The organism is Streptomyces sp. LE64 (assembly GCF_052606915.1).
The window spans coordinates 3,122,011-3,138,306 of the sequence record NZ_CP199708.1 but is presented as its reverse complement, the minus strand read 5'-3'; the positions used below and the strand labels follow the sequence as shown (position 1 = coordinate 3,138,306).

Sequence of the window (16,296 nt, the reverse complement as noted above, 5' to 3'; positions counted from 1 at the left end):
GCGCACGAGGACCGCTGCACGTTCGTGCAGCGGTCCTCGTTTCACGTGAAACATCGATCGCCTTCAGCGATCAGCCCGACCCTCCGAGGAACCCGCCGTCGGTGCCTCCGTCGGTGTTCCCCCCGTTGGTCCCGTTGTTTCCACCGGCACCGGTCTGCCCGGTGGTGCCGGTCGTGCCGGTCTGCCCGGTGGTGCCGGGGCCGGTCGAGACTCCGCCGTTGGCTTCGCCTTCGGTCGTTCCGCCGTTGGGGGTGCCGGCGTTGGTGCCCCCGCTGTTCGCAGCGCTGCCGTCGGTGCTCCCACCGTCCGAAGAGCTGCCGTTGGCACCGTTGGCACCGCCGACGCTGTTGGCCGAGCTGTTGTTGCAGTCCCAGTCCCACTGGTCGCAGGACGGGTCGGGGGAGGGCGGCGGAGTGGGCTTCTCCTCCTCTTCCTCCTCCTCTTCCTCCTCCTTCGTGGTGGGCGGAGCACTCGGCTCCTTCGTCTCCTCCTTGGTCGGCTCGGGGGCCGAGGCACTGGAGGTCGCGGAGGGCGAGGGATCGAAGACCTTGCCGACCTCCTTGCTGGGCTCGGGGAACGGCTTGTGCTCCGCGTCCTTCAGGGCCTCCGCCATGTAGTCCTCCCAGAGCTGCGCCGGGATGTCACCGCCGTGGATGGAGTCCATGCCCCCGGTGCCGTTCATGGAGAGCAGCTCGCCCTCCTTGGGGTCCGTCCGGAAGAGGGTGACGGCGGTGGACAGCTCCCGGGTGTAGCCGACGAACCAGGCGGACTTGTTCTTGTCCGTGGTGCCCGTCTTCCCCGCGACCGGGAACCCGATGTCCTTGATCCGCTCCGCCGTACCGTTCTGCACGACGTTCTCCAGGACCTTGGTGACGGTGTCCGCGATGGGCTCGGAGAGTGCCCTCCGCCCGGTGGGCGCCTCGAATCCGGAGAGGACCTGGGTCTGGTTGTTCTTCTTGTACTCGACCTTGGTCACCGAGTAGGGCTCGTACTGCTTGCCGGAATTGGCGAACGTGGCGTAGGAGTCGGCCATCCGGATGGCGCTGGGGGTCGAGGTGCCCAGGGAGAAGGAGGCGTTGCCCAGGTTCCCCTTGTCGAAGCTCTCCTCCAGGATGCCCAGCTTCTTCGTCGTCGTGCGGGTGTTGGCCAGCCCCACGTCGATGCCGAGCTGGACGAACGGGGTGTTGATGGACTCCTGCATGGCCTCGACCAGCGTGACCTGCCCCCAGGGCTTGGTGCCCTCGTTCTTCTGGCGGAAGGGCCGGCCCTGGGCGTCCTTGATCGGATTCCCGTTGCGGTCCTTGATGACGATGAGGTCGTTGCCGTTGTACTTGGTCATCGGAGAGAGCGGCTCACGGCCGTTGGCGTAGGTGCCGAACTCCATCGCCGAGGCCAGGACGAAGGGCTTCCAGGTGGAGCCGACCGGGACGCCGCTGGTGTTGGCGTTGTTGGTGTAGTGGCCCTTGTCGTAGCCCGGGCCCCCGTACAGCGCCACGATCTTGCCGTTGTCCGGGTCCACGGAGGCCGCGCCGAACTGCACCAGCCGGTCCTTCTCGCGCTTCTTCTCGTCGAGGAAGCCCTTGCGGGTGTCGTTCACCGCCTTCTCCAGCTGCCGGACCTTCTTCTTGTCGAACGTCGTGTAGACGTGGTAGCCGCCGCGCTCCAGTTCCTCGGGCTTCTTCCCGGTCTTCTTCGCGACGTAGTCCTTGGCGATGTCGACCAGGTAGCCGGTCTGCCCGCCGAGGGTCGAGGTCTGCTTCTTCAGCTTGGGGAACTTGGTGAACTTGGCCCGCTCCGCGGCGTCCATCAGGCCCACGTCGACCTGGCGGTCCAGAATCCACGCCCAGCGCTTCTCGACCCGCTCGCGGTTGGCCTCGGGCGTCGCCGCGGCGCCCACGCCGCCGTCGGGGTTGTAGAGGTTCGGCCCCTTGAGGAGGGCGGCGAGGAAAACGGACTGCTCGGTGCTCAGCTGCTTGGAGTCCCGGCCGAAGTACGCCTGCGCCGCGGCCTGGATCCCGTACGCGTTGCGCCCGTAGAAGGCGGTGTTCAGGTACCCGGCGAGGATGTCGTCCTTGCTCTTCTTCGCATCGACCTTGATCGAGATGAAGAGCTCCTGCACCTTGCGACTGATCGTCTGTTCCTGATTCAGGTACATGTTCTTCACGTACTGCTGGGTGATCGTCGAACCGCCCTGGGTCTCGCCGCCGGTGGCCATGTTGAACATGGCCCGGCCGATGCCCATCGGGTCGACGCCCTGGTCCTCGCGGAACGTGGCGTTCTCCGCGGCGATGACGGCGTTCTGCATGGAGGTGGGAATCTGGTCGACCCCCACGATCTGGCGGTTCTTGGTGCCTCCGGTGGCCGCCATCTGGGAACCGTCGGCCCAGTAGAAGACGTTGCTCTCCGCTTGGGCGGCATTGTTGGCGTTGGGCACGTCGACCAGGGCGTACCCCAGCCCCGCGGCCCCCATCATCAGGACCAGGAAGCCCAGGCAGGTGCCCGTCACCAGGCGCCACGAGGGCAACCAGCGACGCCAGCCGTACTTGTCCGACCGCGGGTAGTCGATGAAGCGCTTCTTCTCCGGACCGCCCCCGCGGCCCCGCCCGCGACCGGGTCCGCCGCCCCCGCCCGACCTGCGGCCGCCGCCACCGGCCCCGCGGCCGCCGCCGTCCGTGCTGCGGCGGCGGGTCCCCGACCGCTGCGCGGCCCGCCGGGCGTCCGCCCTTCCTCCGTAGGGGCGCTCTTCCGCGTCCTGGCCCCCCTCCGGGGAGCCGTACGAGGCGGAAGGGGACGCCGTGGTGTGGTGCGGGGCCGCACGACGCCCCGTTGATCCGGACGTGCCGCGTCGTGCCGCGGCGCGTCCGCCGCTCTGCGGCTGCGGCGGTTTCCGACGGTGCTCGCTCATCGAACGACTACTCCTAGGGCAGGCGCTCCCGCGCCCGAAAACGGCGGCTGTCTTCCCGGTTCCCCCGACATACGGATGCGGCACCGCTCGACACCCATCCGCAATGCACCCAGGACCACCACGCACGAGTGCGCTGCTCGGCTCCGCTGGACTGCATGCCGCACAGACTACGCACCGTCAAAACCCGCCTAGTCCTGAAGTTCACCCCAAATCAGGCAACTTGCTTCCCACGAATCAGTGATGTGACGCCGTTCACCGTGCCCCCTCTTGTCGCAGGCGGAAGGCCGTTCTATCGTCGTGATGTATCGAGTCGATACATCAGTTCGGCATAAAGGCCGTACAGGGGCCCGGCCCCGGCGGATGGCACAGCGGACCGACAGGAGGAAGGCAACGATGAGCCGGCGTTCCGGCATCCTTGAGTTCGCCGTTCTCGGCCTGCTGCGCGAGGCCCCCATGCACGGCTACGAGCTGCGGAAACGACTCAATACATCGCTGGGGGTGTTCCGCGCCTTCAGCTACGGGTCGCTCTATCCCTGCCTGAAGACCCTCGTCGCAAACGGATGGTTGATCGAGGAGTCCGGAGGCACCTCCGAAGACGCCCTCGCCACAGCACTGGCGGGGCGCCGCGCGAAGATCGTCTACCGGCTGACCGCGGAAGGTAAGGAGCACTTCGAGGACCTGCTCTCCCAGACAGGTCCCGATGCATACGAGGACGAGCACTTCGCTGCTCGCTTCGCCTTCTTCGGGCAGACGTCGAGGGACGTGCGCATGCGCGTGCTGGAAGGGCGCCGGAGCCGGTTGGAGGAGCGTCTCGAGAAGATGCGCGCCTCTCTGGCGAGGACCCGGGAACGCCTCGACGACTACACCCTCGAACTTCAGCGCCACGGCATGGAGTCCGTGGAACGGGAAGTGCGCTGGCTGAACGAGCTGATCGAGAGCGAGCGGGCCGGACGGGAGCAGCGGCAGCAGCCGCCCGCCCCGGCCCCCGGCGGGGACCCCGCCCGACACGAGACGGCTCAGCAGGACACCTCAGGGAAAGCGGGCGGCCTGCCCCGGCATGGGGACTCCCGGCCGGACCCGTCCGACGACACCGCCATGTGAAGTCCGCTCAGGACTTCTCCGAGTACACACAGGGAGCAACCGGAATGGGTTCGGTTCGCGTAGCCATCGTCGGCGTGGGCAACTGCGCCGCCTCGCTGGTGCAGGGCGTCGAGTACTACAAGGACGCCGACCCGGCGTCCAAGGTGCCGGGCCTCATGCACGTGCAGTTCGGCGACTACCACGTCCGTGACGTGGAGTTCGTCGCGGCCTTCGACGTCGACGCCAAGAAGGTGGGCCTCGACCTCGCGGACGCCATCGGTGCCAGCGAGAACAACACCATCAAGATCTGCGACGTCCCGTCCAGCGGCGTGACCGTCCAGCGCGGCCACACCCTCGACGGTCTCGGCAAGTACTACCGCGAGACCATCGAGGAGTCCGCCGAGGCCCCCGTCGACGTCGTCCAGGTCCTCAAGGACCGCCAGGTCGACGTGCTGGTCTGCTACCTGCCGGTCGGTTCCGAGGCCGCGGCGAAGTTCTACGCCCAGTGCGCCATCGACGCCAAGGTCGGCTTCGTGAACGCCCTCCCGGTCTTCATCGCCGGCACGAAGGAGTGGGCCGACAAGTTCACCGAGGCCGGTGTTCCGATCGTGGGCGACGACATCAAGTCGCAGGTCGGCGCGACCATCACGCACCGTGTGATGGCGAAGCTGTTCGAGGACCGGGGCGTCGTCCTGGACCGCACGATGCAGCTGAACGTCGGCGGCAACATGGACTTCAAGAACATGCTGGAGCGGGAGCGGCTGGAGTCCAAGAAGATCTCCAAGACGCAGGCGGTCACCTCGCAGATCCCCGACCGGGAGCTCGGCGAGAAGAACGTCCACATCGGCCCGTCCGACTACGTCGCGTGGCTCGACGACCGCAAGTGGGCGTACGTGCGCCTGGAGGGCCGTGCGTTCGGTGACGTCCCCCTGAACCTGGAGTACAAGCTCGAGGTGTGGGACTCCCCGAACTCCGCGGGTGTCATCATCGACGCCCTCCGCGCTGCGAAGATCGCCAAGGACCGCGGCATCGGCGGCCCCATCCTCTCCGCGAGCAGCTACTTCATGAAGTCGCCGCCGGTGCAGTACTTCGACGACGAGGCCCGCGAGAACGTGGAGAAGTTCATCAAGGGTGAAGTCGAGCGCTGATCCCGGGTTGCGGACCTCCGGCTACCGGAGGTCTGACACCGAGGCCCGAGAGGGTGGCCCTCGCCACCCTCCAGGAGCCGCCGAGGGGTCCCCGGGCGATGCCCGGGGACCCCTCGCGTATGTGAGGGTGAGGCCCATGGCTGTCGTCAGGGATCTGCGAGTCCTTCTGCGCTTCCCGGGGTTCCGGCGCCTCCTGACCGTACGGCTGCTCTCCCAGAGTGGTGACGGCGTGTATCAGGTGGCTCTCGCCGCCTACGTGGTCTTCTCGCCCGAGAAGCAGACCTCCGCTGCGGACATCGCCTCGGCGATGGCGGTCCTGCTGCTGCCCTACTCCCTGGTCGGACCGTTCGCGGGGGTGCTCCTCGACCGTTGGTCCCGCCGCCAGGTGTTCCTGTTCGGCAGCCTGCTGCGCGCCGGGCTGGCCGTGGCGACCGCGGTCCTGATCCTGAGTGACGTACCGAACTGGCTCTTCTACGCTTCCGCCCTCTGCGTCACCGCCGTGAACCGGTTCGTCCTCGCCGGGCTGTCCGCCTCACTCCCTCGGGTGGTGGACGGCGAGCGGTTGGTGATCGCCAACTCCTTGTCCCCGACTGCCGGCACCGTGGCCGCCACCGCCGGCGGTGGTCTCGCCTTCGGCGTGCGATTGGTCTTCTCGGACTCCGACGCCGCCGTGGTCCTCCTCGGGGCGGTGCTGTACCTGGGCGCGGCCCTGGCCTCGCTCCGCATCGGGCGGCATGCGCTCGGGCCCGAGCCGCAGCGCCTCCGCTGGAGCACACAGCTGACGAGCACCGCACGCGAGCTGGGCGCCGGCCTCAGACATCTCACGGCGCACCGACGCCGCGGCGCTGCCTGGGCACTGACCGCCATGACGGTGATGCGCTTCTGCTACGGGGCCCTGACCGTCATGGTGCTGATGCTGTGCCGCTACGCCTGGCCGTCCGGCGCGCACGGCCTCGCCCTCTTGGGACTCGCGGTGGGCGTCTCCGGTGCCGGATTCTTCGTCGCAGCCCTGATCACGCCCTGGATGGCGGGGAGGATCGGTCCCTTCGGCTGGATCACGGTGTGCGCGGGAGCCGCTGCGGTCCTCACGCCCGTCTCGATCCTGCCCTTCACACCCACGTCGGTCCTGATCGGAGCCTTCGCCATCGGCCTCACCACACAGGGAGCCAAGATCGCGACGGACACCGTGGTGCAGCGTGCGGTGGACGATGCGTTCCGAGGACGGATCTTCTCGGTGTACGACGTGCTGTTCAACATCGCCTTCGTCGGGGCTGCCGGGGTGGCAGCCCTGGTCCTCCCGCCGGACGGACGCTCCGTCCTCTTGGTCGTGCTCGTGGCGGCGCTGTACGCGCTGGTTGCCCTCCTCCTGACCCGAGGACGTGGGCGGTGTTTCACGTGAAACACCGCCCGACCCCGGTCGTGTTTCACGTGAAACACGACCGGAGGGCCGCTCAGTCCGACTGGTTCGTCCACCACTCCTTCAGTGCGGTCACCGCCGAGTCCCGCTCCATGGGGCCGTGCTCCAACCTGAGCTCCAGCAGATGGGAGTACGCACGGCCGATCACCGGTCCAGGCCCCACTCCGAGGATCTCCATGATCTCGTTCCCATCGAGATCGGGACGGATGGCGTCCAGCTCCTCCTGCTCCTGAAGACGCTCGATGCGGTGCTCCAGCCCGTCATACGCACGGGAGAGAGCAGACGCCTTCCGCTTGTTCCGCGTGGTGCAGTCCGAGCGGGTCAGCTTGTGCAGCCGCTCCAGCAACGGGCCGGCGTCGCGGACATAGCGGCGCACGGCGGAGTCCGTCCACTCACCCGTTCCGTAGCCGTGGAAGCGCAGGTGCAGTTCCACCAGCCGAGAGACGTCCTTGACCACGTCATTGGGGTACTTGAGGGCGGTGAGGCGCTTCTTGGTCATCTTCGCCCCGACCACTTCGTGGTGGTGGAAGGAGACCCGACCATCGGATTCGAAGCGTCGCGTCCGCGGCTTGCCGATGTCGTGCAGCAGAGCGGCGATGCGCAGGATGAGGTCCGGCTGCTGCTCCAGGGCCATCGCCTGCTCCAGCACGATCAGGGTGTGCTCGTACACGTCCTTGTGCCGGTGGTGCTCGTCCCGCTCCAAGCGCAGCGCGGGAAGCTCGGGAAGCACCTTCTCGGCGAGCCCCGTCTCTACCAGCAGGCTCAGCCCCACCCGGGGGTGAGCGGAGAGGAGGAGCTTGTTCAGCTCGTCCCGGACGCGTTCCGCCGAGACGATGCCGATGCGGTCCGCCATCGCGGTCATCGCCTCGATGACCTCCGGGGCGACCTCGAAGTCCAGCTGTGCCGCGAACCGGGCCGCCCGCATCATGCGGAGGGGATCGTCCGAGAAGGAGTCCTCGGGAGCGGCCGGCGTCCGGAGCACTCGGGCGGCCAGGTCCTCCAGCCCTCCGTAGGGGTCGATGAACTCCTTCGCCGGCAAGGCGACGGCCATCGCATTCACCGTGAAGTCACGACGCACCAGGTCGTCCTGGATGGAGTCGCCGTAGGACACCTCGGGCTTGCGCGAGGTACGGTCGTACGCCTCGGAACGGTAGGTCGTGATCTCGATCTGGAACCGCTGGGCAGGGGCGGAGTCCTCCACCCGGGCGTCCTTCTGGCAGCCGACCGTGCCGAAGGCGATCCCGACCTCCCAGACGGAGTCCGCCCAGGGGCGCACGATCTTCAGCACCTCCGCGGGGCGGGCATCCGTGGTGAAGTCGAGATCGTTGCCGAGGCGTCCGAGCAGCGCATCGCGGACCGACCCGCCGACCAGGGCGAGGGAGTACCCCGCCTGCTGGAATCTGCGGGCCAGCTCATCGGCGACGGGGGAGACCCGGAGCAGCTCACTGACGGCACGGCGCTGCGCCTGGCTCAGGGCGCTGAGGTTGTCTTCTTTGGCGTTCGGCACAACAGAAAAGGGTACGTGCCCCGGCACCGGGAATCCCTCTCGATCACCGGCAGCGGCCCCGTACCCTGCATGGGGGGTGCGCCATCTCCGGACTTCCGTGCATTCATCCGGGGAAATGCTGATCGAGTCGCTCCGCACCCGCATCCTCTTGGTGATCCGTCGTGGACCGTGGCACTTGCGGGCAGCCTGCATCGTTACCATGCGTGGACGCACTTCTGGACGACCACTGACGACGACGAGGGACGGGCGAGCGCGTGGCCGAGGCGGCAGACTTCATGGGGACCAGTCCCTCACCTGCCCGCCGCTGGCTGCGGCGCACCGGAGCCCTCTTCCTCTCCCTACCCCTCCTCGCCACAGCGACCCTTCCCCTGGCTTCCGGGGCGGCGGCGGCTCCGGAAGCCCGGGCCCCGCAAGCGGTGGACCGCACCAAGGGCGTGGTCGACGTCTCCGTGGACGCCCTCACGCCCACGGCCCCGGACGAGGACGACACCCTGACCGTCCGCGGCACCCTGACCAACACGGGCAAGCAGACGATCAGGGACGGCCGGGTCGACCTCCTGGTGGGGCAGCCCCTCCGGACCCGTAGCGCCCTGGACGCCGCCGAACGGCGTACCGCACACGTACCGGGCGTGGACGGCACCCCGGTGGGCGGGAAGTACGTGCAGGAGATCGACGAGCTGGGGCCCGGACGCACCCGGGACTTCAGCATCTCGGTGCCCGTGAAGGAACTGGATCTCGGCACCGACGCGGTGTACCAGCTCGGGATAGCGCTGACCGGGAGTGCCTCCCAGTCCTACGGCCAGGTGCTCGGCATCGAGCGGGCGTTCCTGCCGTGGCAGCCGGAGGACTTCGACGCCAAGACCAAGACGGCGTTCCTGTGGCCGTTGATCTCGACCACCCATCTCACCGCCGAGACCAGCTCGAACGACCAGCAGACCCGGGTCTTCGAGGACGACGGCCTCGCCAAGGAGATCGGGCCGGGCGGCCGGCTCCAGCAGATGCTGGACCTCGGTAGCTCCCTGGACGTGACGTGGGTGATCGATCCGGACCTCTTGGCCTCCGTCGCCGCGATGGCCGAGGGCTACCGGATCAAGGACGGGGACCGCACGATCGCCGGGAAGAACCGGGCCGTGGCCGGCCGGTGGCTCACCGACCTCCAGGAAGCCGTCCGCGGTGAAACGGTGGTGGCCCTCCCGTTCGCCGATCCCGACCTCGCCTCCCTCGCGCACCGGGGCAAGAACGTCTCCGGTTCGCTCAGCCACCTGAAGAGCGCCACCGACGTGGCGGCCCTGACCGTGGAGACGACCCTGCACGTCAAGCCGGTCACCAACTTCGCCTGGCCGGCCGAGGGAGCCGTGGATCCTTCGGTGATCGACGTCGCCACCTCCGCCGGCGCCGACACGGTCATCGCCCGGAGCGACTCCCTCAGCGAGACCGGAAACCTCCCGTACACCCCGAGCGCGGCCCGTCCCATCGGGGACGGCACCACCGCCGTGGTGGCCGACGCCCGGCTCTCCAAGGTGTTCCGGGGCGATCTCCTCCGGGCGGAGGACTCCGCACTGGCCGTGCAGGAGTTCCTGGCGCACAGCCTGATGATCTCGCTCCAGGACCCCGGGGAGCCGCGCAGCATCGTGGTCGCCCCGCAGCGCATGCCCTCGGGCAGCCAGGCGCAGGCCATGGCCAAGGCGATCCAGACGCTCCAGGCGGGCCGCTGGACCGAGTTGCAGGAACTGACGGCGGCGGCCAAGGCCGAGCCGGATCCCGGTGCGACCACGCGCGTGCCGTCCGCACGCGCCTACTCCGAGCGGCTGCGCAAGCAGGAACTGAACATCACGGCGTTCCAGCAGATCCAGCGCACGCAACGCAAGCTCGACGACTTCAGCACGATCCTGACCGCGCCCCACCGCGTGGTGACGCCCTTCGGGCTGGCGATCCACCGCGGCATGTCGACCTCCTGGCGCGGCCGGACCGCGGAGGGGAACACCTTCCGCGACGGGGTGGAGGAGCACCTGATCACCCTGATGCGCAGCGTCCAGCTGATCGACAAGTCCGACGCCCAGCTCTCCGGACGCAGTGCCACCATTCCCGTCACGGTGAAGAACAACCTGGTCCAGGGCGTGGACAACCTCCGTCTGCGGCTCACCTCCACCAAGCCGAAGCGCCTCAAGATCGGTGACGAGGGGTACGACGAGCAGTCCGTGAAGCTGGCCGGCGAACGCGTCCAGACCCTGAAGTTCGACACCAACGCCAACGCCAACGGCATCGTCGACGTCGAGGCGCAGCTCTTCACCGCCGACGGCACCCAGTACGGCGAGACCATGCGGTTCCGCGTGCAGGTCAACGAGGTGACGCCCACGGTGATGCTGGTCATCGCGGGCGGTCTGTTGTTGCTGGTGCTCGCCGGGTTCCGCATGTACCACCAGCGCAAGCGTGCCGCTCGTCGGGAGGCGGAGCAGGCCAGCGCGACCCCGGGCGACGCCGATGAGGGCACGGAACCGGCAACGAACCCGCGGGCGTCGACCGGGGACGACGCTCCCTGCCCGGGTCCGGGGGCCGGGGAACCCGAGCAGCCGAGTGACCCCGCGCCGGACACCGCTGCGGAAAGCACCGACCCGTCCGGCCCGGGTGAGAGAGTGGACCGTTGAGCGATGTCGTGGCCCGTGGGGCCGGGGACGATGAGGTGGGGTAGAGCATGAACGCGCCGTACGACGGTGACCGCGGGCAGGGTGCGGGTGGTGACCCCCACGACCCGTCCGCCCCCACCGGGGAGCCCGGGATGCCACCCCACGATCCGCACGCGTACCCGCAGCAGCCCGCCGCCGACATGTACGTCCAGGACGCCTACGCCCAGGATCCCTACCGGAACCAGGACCTCTCCGCCCAGGACCCCGTGACCGAGGCCCTGTACGACCGCGCCGCGCACCCCCCGCCCCCGCCGGGCACCTACCCCGACCCCCAGCAGCTCTACGCCCCGCCGACCGCCCAGTACGCTCCGGACCCCCGGCTGTGGGCCCAGCCCCCGGCCCCCGAACCGGAGGGCCCCACCCAGCACCTCCCGTACGGGGACGACGCCCGCACGACGCAGTTCGTGGGGGTGGACGACCTCGTCAGCCAGGCGGGCGTCCGGCACGAGCCGGACGCCTTCGCCCATCTCTTCCGCGACCAGCAGCAGGCGGGCGGGAGTGTCCGTCCGGGCTACGAGGGCGCGCCGCCGACGGCGCCCGCGGCACCACCGTTCCCGCCGCCGGCCGAGCCGGTTCCCGTGGTGCCCGCTCCGGCGCCCGAGCCCGCAGCCCCGCCGGCCCGCAGGAGCCGTGGCTCCAGCGTGCTGAAGTCCAGTGCGCTGATGGCGTCGGGCACCATCGTGTCCCGGCTCACCGGCTTCGTCCGCACGGTCGTCATCACCGCGGCGCTCGGTGCGGCGCTCCTCGGCGACGCGTTCACCGTCGCCTACACGCTGCCCACGATGATCTACATCCTCAGCATCGGCGGCGGGCTCAACTCGGTGTTCGTCCCGCAACTCGTCCGTGCCATGAAGGAGGACGAGGACGGCGGCGAGGCGTACGCCAACCGCCTCCTGACCCTGGTCATGGTGGTGCTGGGGTTCATCGTCGCCCTCTCCGTGGTCGCCGCTCCGTTCCTGGTCCAACTGATGTCGGACTCGATCGCCGACGACGAGGCCGCGAACAGCGTGGCCGTCGCCTTCGCCCGCTACTGCCTGCCCACGATCTTCTTCATGGGCGTGCACGTGGTGATGGGTCAGATCCTGAACGCACGCGGCAGGTTCGGCGCGATGATGTGGACCCCGGTCCTGAACAACATCGTCATGATCGCCACCTTCGGCCTCTTCATCTGGGTCTACGGCAGCGCCGCCGAGTCCGGCCTGAAGGTCGAGACCATCCCGGACGAGGGCATCCGGCTGCTCGGCATCGGCACCCTCCTCGGACTGGTGGTCCAGTCCCTGGCGATGATTCCGTACCTGCGTGAGGCCGGTTTCCGGTTCCGCCCCCGGTTCGACTGGAAGGGCCAGGGACTCGGCAAGGCGGTGAAGCTCGCCAAGTGGACCGTCCTCTTCGTCCTCGCCAACCAGGCAGGCGTGCTGATCGTCACCCAGTTGGCCACCGCGGCGGGGAAGGCCGCGGAACAGGACGGTGCGGGCATCCTGGCGTACTCCAACGCCCAGCTGATCTGGGGCATGCCCCAGGCCATCATCACCGTCTCCGTGATGGCGGCGCTGCTGCCCCGGATCTCCCGCGCCGCCCACGACGACGATCCGGGCGCCGTCCGCGACGACCTCTCCAGCGGTCTGCGCACCTCGGCGGTCGCGATCGTGCCGGTGGCGTTCATGTTCGTCGCGCTCGGCGTGCCCATGTGCACCCTGCTGTTCGCCTCCACCGGGCTGACCTCCGCCCAGTCGATGGGCTACATCCTGATGGCGTTCGGCCTGGGGCTGATCCCCTTCTCGGTGCAGTACGTGGTCCTCCGGGGCTTCTACGCCTACGAGGACACCCGGACGCCCTTCTACAACACGGTGATCGTCGCCGCGGTGAACGCCGCCGCGTCCGCGGTCTGCTACGTCGTCCTGCCCGCGCGTTGGGCCGTCGTCGGCATGGCCGCCTCCTACGGTCTCGCCTATGCGGTGGGCGTGGGGGTGGCCTGGCGGCGGCTGCGGGTCCGGCTGGGCGGTGACCTGGACGGCGCCCAGGTGGTGCGGACCTACGCCCGACTGTCCATGGCGTCGGTTCCCGCCGCCCTCGTCGGCGGTGCGGTCGGCTACCTCATCACCCGGGCCCTCGGCCAGGGAGTGCTCGGATCGGCCCTGGCCCTGATCGGCGGGGGGATCGCCCTGCTGGCGGTGTTCTACGCCGCGGCCCGCAGGATGCGCATCGAGGAGCTCAACTCGATGGTCGGCATGGTGCGGGGACGTCTGGGACGCTGAGAACGGGGCAGGCGCACAACCATCGGCGACCACCGCGTGTCGTGCATAGCACCGGACTGTGGGCACAATTGGCGTGGGCGTCGACAGCGCGCAAGGAGTGGGGAGGCGGGAACGACGGTGGCGGAACGGAGCACGGCTGCCGTCGACGTGGCAGACAACAGCGGTGACGAGCCGCTGACCGCCAAGGCGGAGCAGACCACGGCCGACGGGGTGGCCAGTACCGGCGAGACCGGGGAGCAGAACACCACGGACACGGACGCGGAGAACGGCGACACGGCGAGCGGGTCCGAGCGGACCACTCCGCCGGAACTCCACAGCGGGCACAAGTTGGCCCGGCGCTACCGTCTCGAAGAGTGCGTCACCCGTCTGGACGGGTTCAGCAGCTGGCGGGCCGTGGACGAGAAGCTCCGTCGGGCCGTCGGGGTGCACGTGCTCCCCGCCGACCACGCCCGGGCACGCGCCGTCCTCGCCGCTGCCCGCTCCGCCGCCCTGTTGGGCGATCCCCGGTTCGTCCAGGTGCTGGACGCGGTCGAGGAGAACGACCTCGTCTACGTCGTCCACGAGTGGCTGCCCGATGCCACCGAGTTGACCGCCCTGCTCGCCGCCGGAACCCTGGAGGCCCACGACGCCTACCAGATGGTGTCCCAGATCTCCCACGCCATGGCCGCCGCCCACCGGGAGGGGTTGTCCCATCTGCGGCTGACCCCGAGCGCGGTGCTCAGGACCTCCACGGGCCAGTGGCGCATCCGCGGGCTCGCGGTGAACGCCGCGCTGCGCGGCATCGTCTCGCCCACCCCGCAGCGCACCGACACCGAGGCGATCGGTGCGCTGCTGTACGCCTCGCTCACTCAACGCTGGCCCTATCCGGACGATGCGCACGGCCTCCACGGACTGCCCAAGGGCGTCGGGCTGATCGCTCCCGACCAGGTGCGGGCGGGGGTCCACCGGGGACTCGCGGAGCTCGCCATGCGGGCCCTGGTCAACGAGGGCGCCACCGCCTCCCGCCAGGAGCCGCCCTGCACCACGCCGGACGACCTGGTCGAGGCCGTGGGGGCGATGCCCCGCGTCCGCCCGCCGGAGCCCCTGTTCACGGCGCCACCGGACTACCAGCGGACGGGTTACCACCCGGGCTCGTACGGTCGGCCCCGCGGTGGTGCCGGAGCGACCGTGCCCGTACCTCCGCCCCCCTTGCAGAGCCGCACCGGCAGGGCCCTGAAGTGGACCGTGTCCGCCCTGCTGATCACGGCTCTCGGGCTCGGGAGCTGGCAGCTCGCCGATGCCCTGATGGAACAGGACAAGGGCGCCGAGCCCCGCGACACCGAGACGGTCACGACGAACAAGAAGAACGCCGAGAAGAAGCCGAAGCCGCTGTCCGTCCAGGGGGCCGCCGAGTACTACCCGGACGGCAACCCGCAGCGCGCCCAGGACGTCGGACTGACCCACGACGGCAACGCGGCGACGCACTGGCGCACCTACACCTTCAAGGACGGTCCGCCGCTCGCCCCCTACAAGCAGGGCGTCGGGATCGTCTACGACCTGGGTTCGGAGAAGTCGCTGGCCTCCGCGACGGTCGAATTGAACTACGGCGGGGACCGGACCACGGCCAGCCTGTACGCTGCTGGGTCCCTCTCCTCCTCGGCTCCGCTCAGCTCGATGAAGAAGCTCGCCGCGGCCAGCACCACGGGGCGGGAACTCAAGGTCAACGTCGAGAAGCCCGCCAAGACGCGCTATGTCCTCCTCTGGCTGACCGAACTGCCCTACGCCACGGGGGAGCAGTACCGAGAATCGGGTTACAAGCAGGCCATCACGGATGTGAAGTTCACTGGCTGAGCAGTTCCGGGGAGGGTGGTTCGACCGTGGCCGACGCCGCGTACAACGGGGTGGAGGACCAGGACCTCCTCGCCCGCCATGTCGACGGAGACCCGAACGCCTTCGGTGAACTGGTACGGCGGCACCGGGACCGTCTCTGGGCGGTGGCCCTGCGCACCTTGGGGGACCGGGAAGAGGCCGCGGATGCCGTGCAGGACGCGCTGATCTCGGCCTATCGCGCCGCGGGTGCCTTCCGTGGTCAGGCAGCCGTCACGACCTGGTTGCACCGCATCACGGTGAACGCCTGCTTGGACCGGGTGCGCAAGGCGACGTCCCGGAGGACCTCGCCCGTGGATGACACCGAGCGCCTGGAACACCTCCTCGAACCGCACGAGCCGGCCGATGCCCCGGCCGAACGCGGCGACCTCCAGCGGCAGCTGGCCGCCGCGCTGGACACCCTTCCCCCGGACCAACGAGCCGCCCTCGTCCTGGTCGACATGCAGGGGTACTCCGTCACCGAGGCGGCGCGGGTGTTGGAGGTTCCTCCCGGAACGGTGAAGAGCCGCTGTTCCCGGGGCAGGGCCAAGCTCCTCCCCTTGCTCTCCCACCTCCGCACCCCGCAGCCGGGGAACCAGTCGCCCCGGACCTCCGTCCCACCCGCAGCGCGTACGCCGGACGCAACGGATTCCCCTGCGGTGAAGGGCGGAGGTGGGAGAGCATGACGACGAGCACCGACCCGAAGGAACATCCCTCCGTCGAGGAGGTCTCGGACCTCACCGAGGGCCTGCTGCCGGCCGACCGGGCCACGGACCTGCGTCTCCATCTGGACACCTGCCAGGAATGCGCGGAGATCTGTCGCTCGCTGGAGGAGATCCGGCTCCTGCTGGGTGACGCCGACCAACCCGCGTCCATGCCCGCGGACGTGGTCTCGCGGATAGACCACGCCCTGGCTGCCGAGACCGGTCTCCCAGGCGGCACCCCTCCGTGTGTTTCACGTGAAACACACGGAGCCCGCCCCGCCCGGCGTGGGGAACGACCCGGGCGGAGGCGACGATCCCGGCGGGCGGCCCTCATCGGCGCTGCCCTCACCGTCCTCCTCGGCATCGGAGCACTCCTGGCATGGGACGGTGGTGCAGACCCCCGTCCCGAGATCGCCCGCACCACCTTCTCGGAGGAGACCCTCCCCCGCCAGGTCGCGGAACTCCTGACACCGGCAGAGACGGGCGCCGGCGAACCGTCACCGCTCCGCGCGCCCCTCGGCGGAACCGCGGGCCTCTACTCGGACACTCCTGTACCCGCTTGCGTCCAGGACGCCATCGGCCGCACCGATCCGGTGCTCGCGGTCCAGGAGGGCACCTACCGGAGCCAGGCCGTGTATCTGGTCGTGCTGCCCCATGCCTCCGACAGCTCCCGGGTCTCCGCCTATGTGGTGGACGCGTCCTGTGACGGACCGGGTGAACTCCTCTTCACCCGCTCCTATCCCCGATGACC

10 protein-coding genes are annotated in these 16,296 nt (G+C 69.4%); 8 read left to right on the top strand and 2 right to left on the bottom strand.

Going from position 1 to position 16,296, the window contains the following annotated elements; all coding sequences use genetic code 11:
• Window positions 1-70 precede the first annotated feature (70 nt).
• Complete coding sequence (locus ACSMX9_RS14225; protein ID WP_445402679.1) at window positions 71-2,905, bottom strand: transglycosylase domain-containing protein; 2,835 nt, start codon at window positions 2,903-2,905, stop codon at window positions 71-73.
• A 393-nt stretch (window positions 2,906-3,298) separates the two neighbouring features.
• Between ACSMX9_RS14225 and ACSMX9_RS14220 the strand changes: the two genes are divergently transcribed.
• The 3 genes from ACSMX9_RS14220 (at window position 3,299) to ACSMX9_RS14210 (ending at window position 6,532) form a co-directional block, all read left to right on the top strand.
• Window positions 3,299-4,006 (top strand): PadR family transcriptional regulator, encoded by a 708-nt coding sequence (locus ACSMX9_RS14220; protein WP_351243912.1) that lies wholly within the window; start codon window positions 3,299-3,301, stop codon window positions 4,004-4,006.
• 44 nt (window positions 4,007-4,050) lie between these two features.
• Window positions 4,051-5,133 (top strand): inositol-3-phosphate synthase, encoded by a 1,083-nt coding sequence (locus tag ACSMX9_RS14215; protein WP_445402678.1) that lies wholly within the window; start codon window positions 4,051-4,053, stop codon window positions 5,131-5,133.
• A gap of 136 nt (window positions 5,134-5,269) precedes the next feature.
• Window positions 5,270-6,532 carry an MFS transporter gene (locus ACSMX9_RS14210; protein ID WP_445402677.1) on the top strand — a complete coding sequence of 421 codons (1,263 nt, stop codon included), beginning with the start codon at window positions 5,270-5,272 and terminating at the stop codon, window positions 6,530-6,532.
• A 52-nt stretch (window positions 6,533-6,584) separates the two neighbouring features.
• Here the strand turns inward: ACSMX9_RS14210 and ACSMX9_RS14205 are convergent, their stop codons facing one another.
• Window positions 6,585-8,057 (bottom strand): CCA tRNA nucleotidyltransferase, encoded by a 1,473-nt coding sequence (locus tag ACSMX9_RS14205; RefSeq protein ID WP_445402676.1) that lies wholly within the window; start codon window positions 8,055-8,057, stop codon window positions 6,585-6,587.
• 254 nt (window positions 8,058-8,311) lie between these two features.
• On the opposite strand from ACSMX9_RS14205, the gene ACSMX9_RS14200 reads away from it, so the two are divergent.
• From ACSMX9_RS14200 to ACSMX9_RS14180, 5 genes are all read left to right on the top strand, one after another.
• Window positions 8,312-10,702 carry a DUF6049 family protein gene (locus ACSMX9_RS14200; RefSeq protein ID WP_445402675.1) on the top strand — a complete coding sequence of 797 codons (2,391 nt, stop codon included), beginning with the start codon at window positions 8,312-8,314 and terminating at the stop codon, window positions 10,700-10,702.
• Window positions 10,703-10,749: 47 nt separating this feature from the next.
• Window positions 10,750-12,996, top strand: coding sequence for a murein biosynthesis integral membrane protein MurJ (gene murJ, locus ACSMX9_RS14195; protein ID WP_445402674.1), 2,247 nt, complete (start codon window positions 10,750-10,752; stop codon window positions 12,994-12,996).
• A 117-nt stretch (window positions 12,997-13,113) separates the two neighbouring features.
• Complete coding sequence (locus tag ACSMX9_RS14190; RefSeq protein ID WP_445402673.1) at window positions 13,114-14,826, top strand: protein kinase family protein; 1,713 nt, start codon at window positions 13,114-13,116, stop codon at window positions 14,824-14,826.
• A gap of 26 nt (window positions 14,827-14,852) precedes the next feature.
• Entirely contained in the window at window positions 14,853-15,527 is a 675-nt protein-coding gene (sigM, locus tag ACSMX9_RS14185; protein WP_351243899.1) for an RNA polymerase sigma factor SigM, read from the top strand.
• The gene (locus tag ACSMX9_RS14180) at window positions 15,524-16,294 is read left to right on the top strand and encodes a hypothetical protein (protein ID WP_445402672.1); all 771 of its coding nucleotides are present in this window, start codon (window positions 15,524-15,526) and stop codon (window positions 16,292-16,294) included. The genes sigM and ACSMX9_RS14180 overlap by 4 nt, the downstream gene beginning before the upstream one ends.
• Window positions 16,295-16,296 lie beyond the last annotated feature (2 nt).

What these genes read in the sequence shown, in the direction of transcription:
- ACSMX9_RS14225 (WP_445402679.1), bottom strand. Translation starts at nt 2,905, where the DNA reads ATGAGCGAGCACCGTCGGAAACCGCCGCAGCCGCAGAGCGGCGGACGC.
- ACSMX9_RS14220 (WP_351243912.1), top strand. Translation starts at nt 3,299, where the DNA reads ATGAGCCGGCGTTCCGGCATCCTTGAGTTCGCCGTTCTCGGCCTGCTG.
- ACSMX9_RS14215 (WP_445402678.1), top strand. Translation starts at nt 4,051, where the DNA reads ATGGGTTCGGTTCGCGTAGCCATCGTCGGCGTGGGCAACTGCGCCGCC.
- ACSMX9_RS14210 (WP_445402677.1), top strand. Translation starts at nt 5,270, where the DNA reads ATGGCTGTCGTCAGGGATCTGCGAGTCCTTCTGCGCTTCCCGGGGTTC.
- murJ (WP_445402674.1), top strand. Translation starts at nt 10,750, where the DNA reads ATGAACGCGCCGTACGACGGTGACCGCGGGCAGGGTGCGGGTGGTGAC.
- ACSMX9_RS14180 (WP_445402672.1), top strand. Translation starts at nt 15,524, where the DNA reads ATGACGACGAGCACCGACCCGAAGGAACATCCCTCCGTCGAGGAGGTC.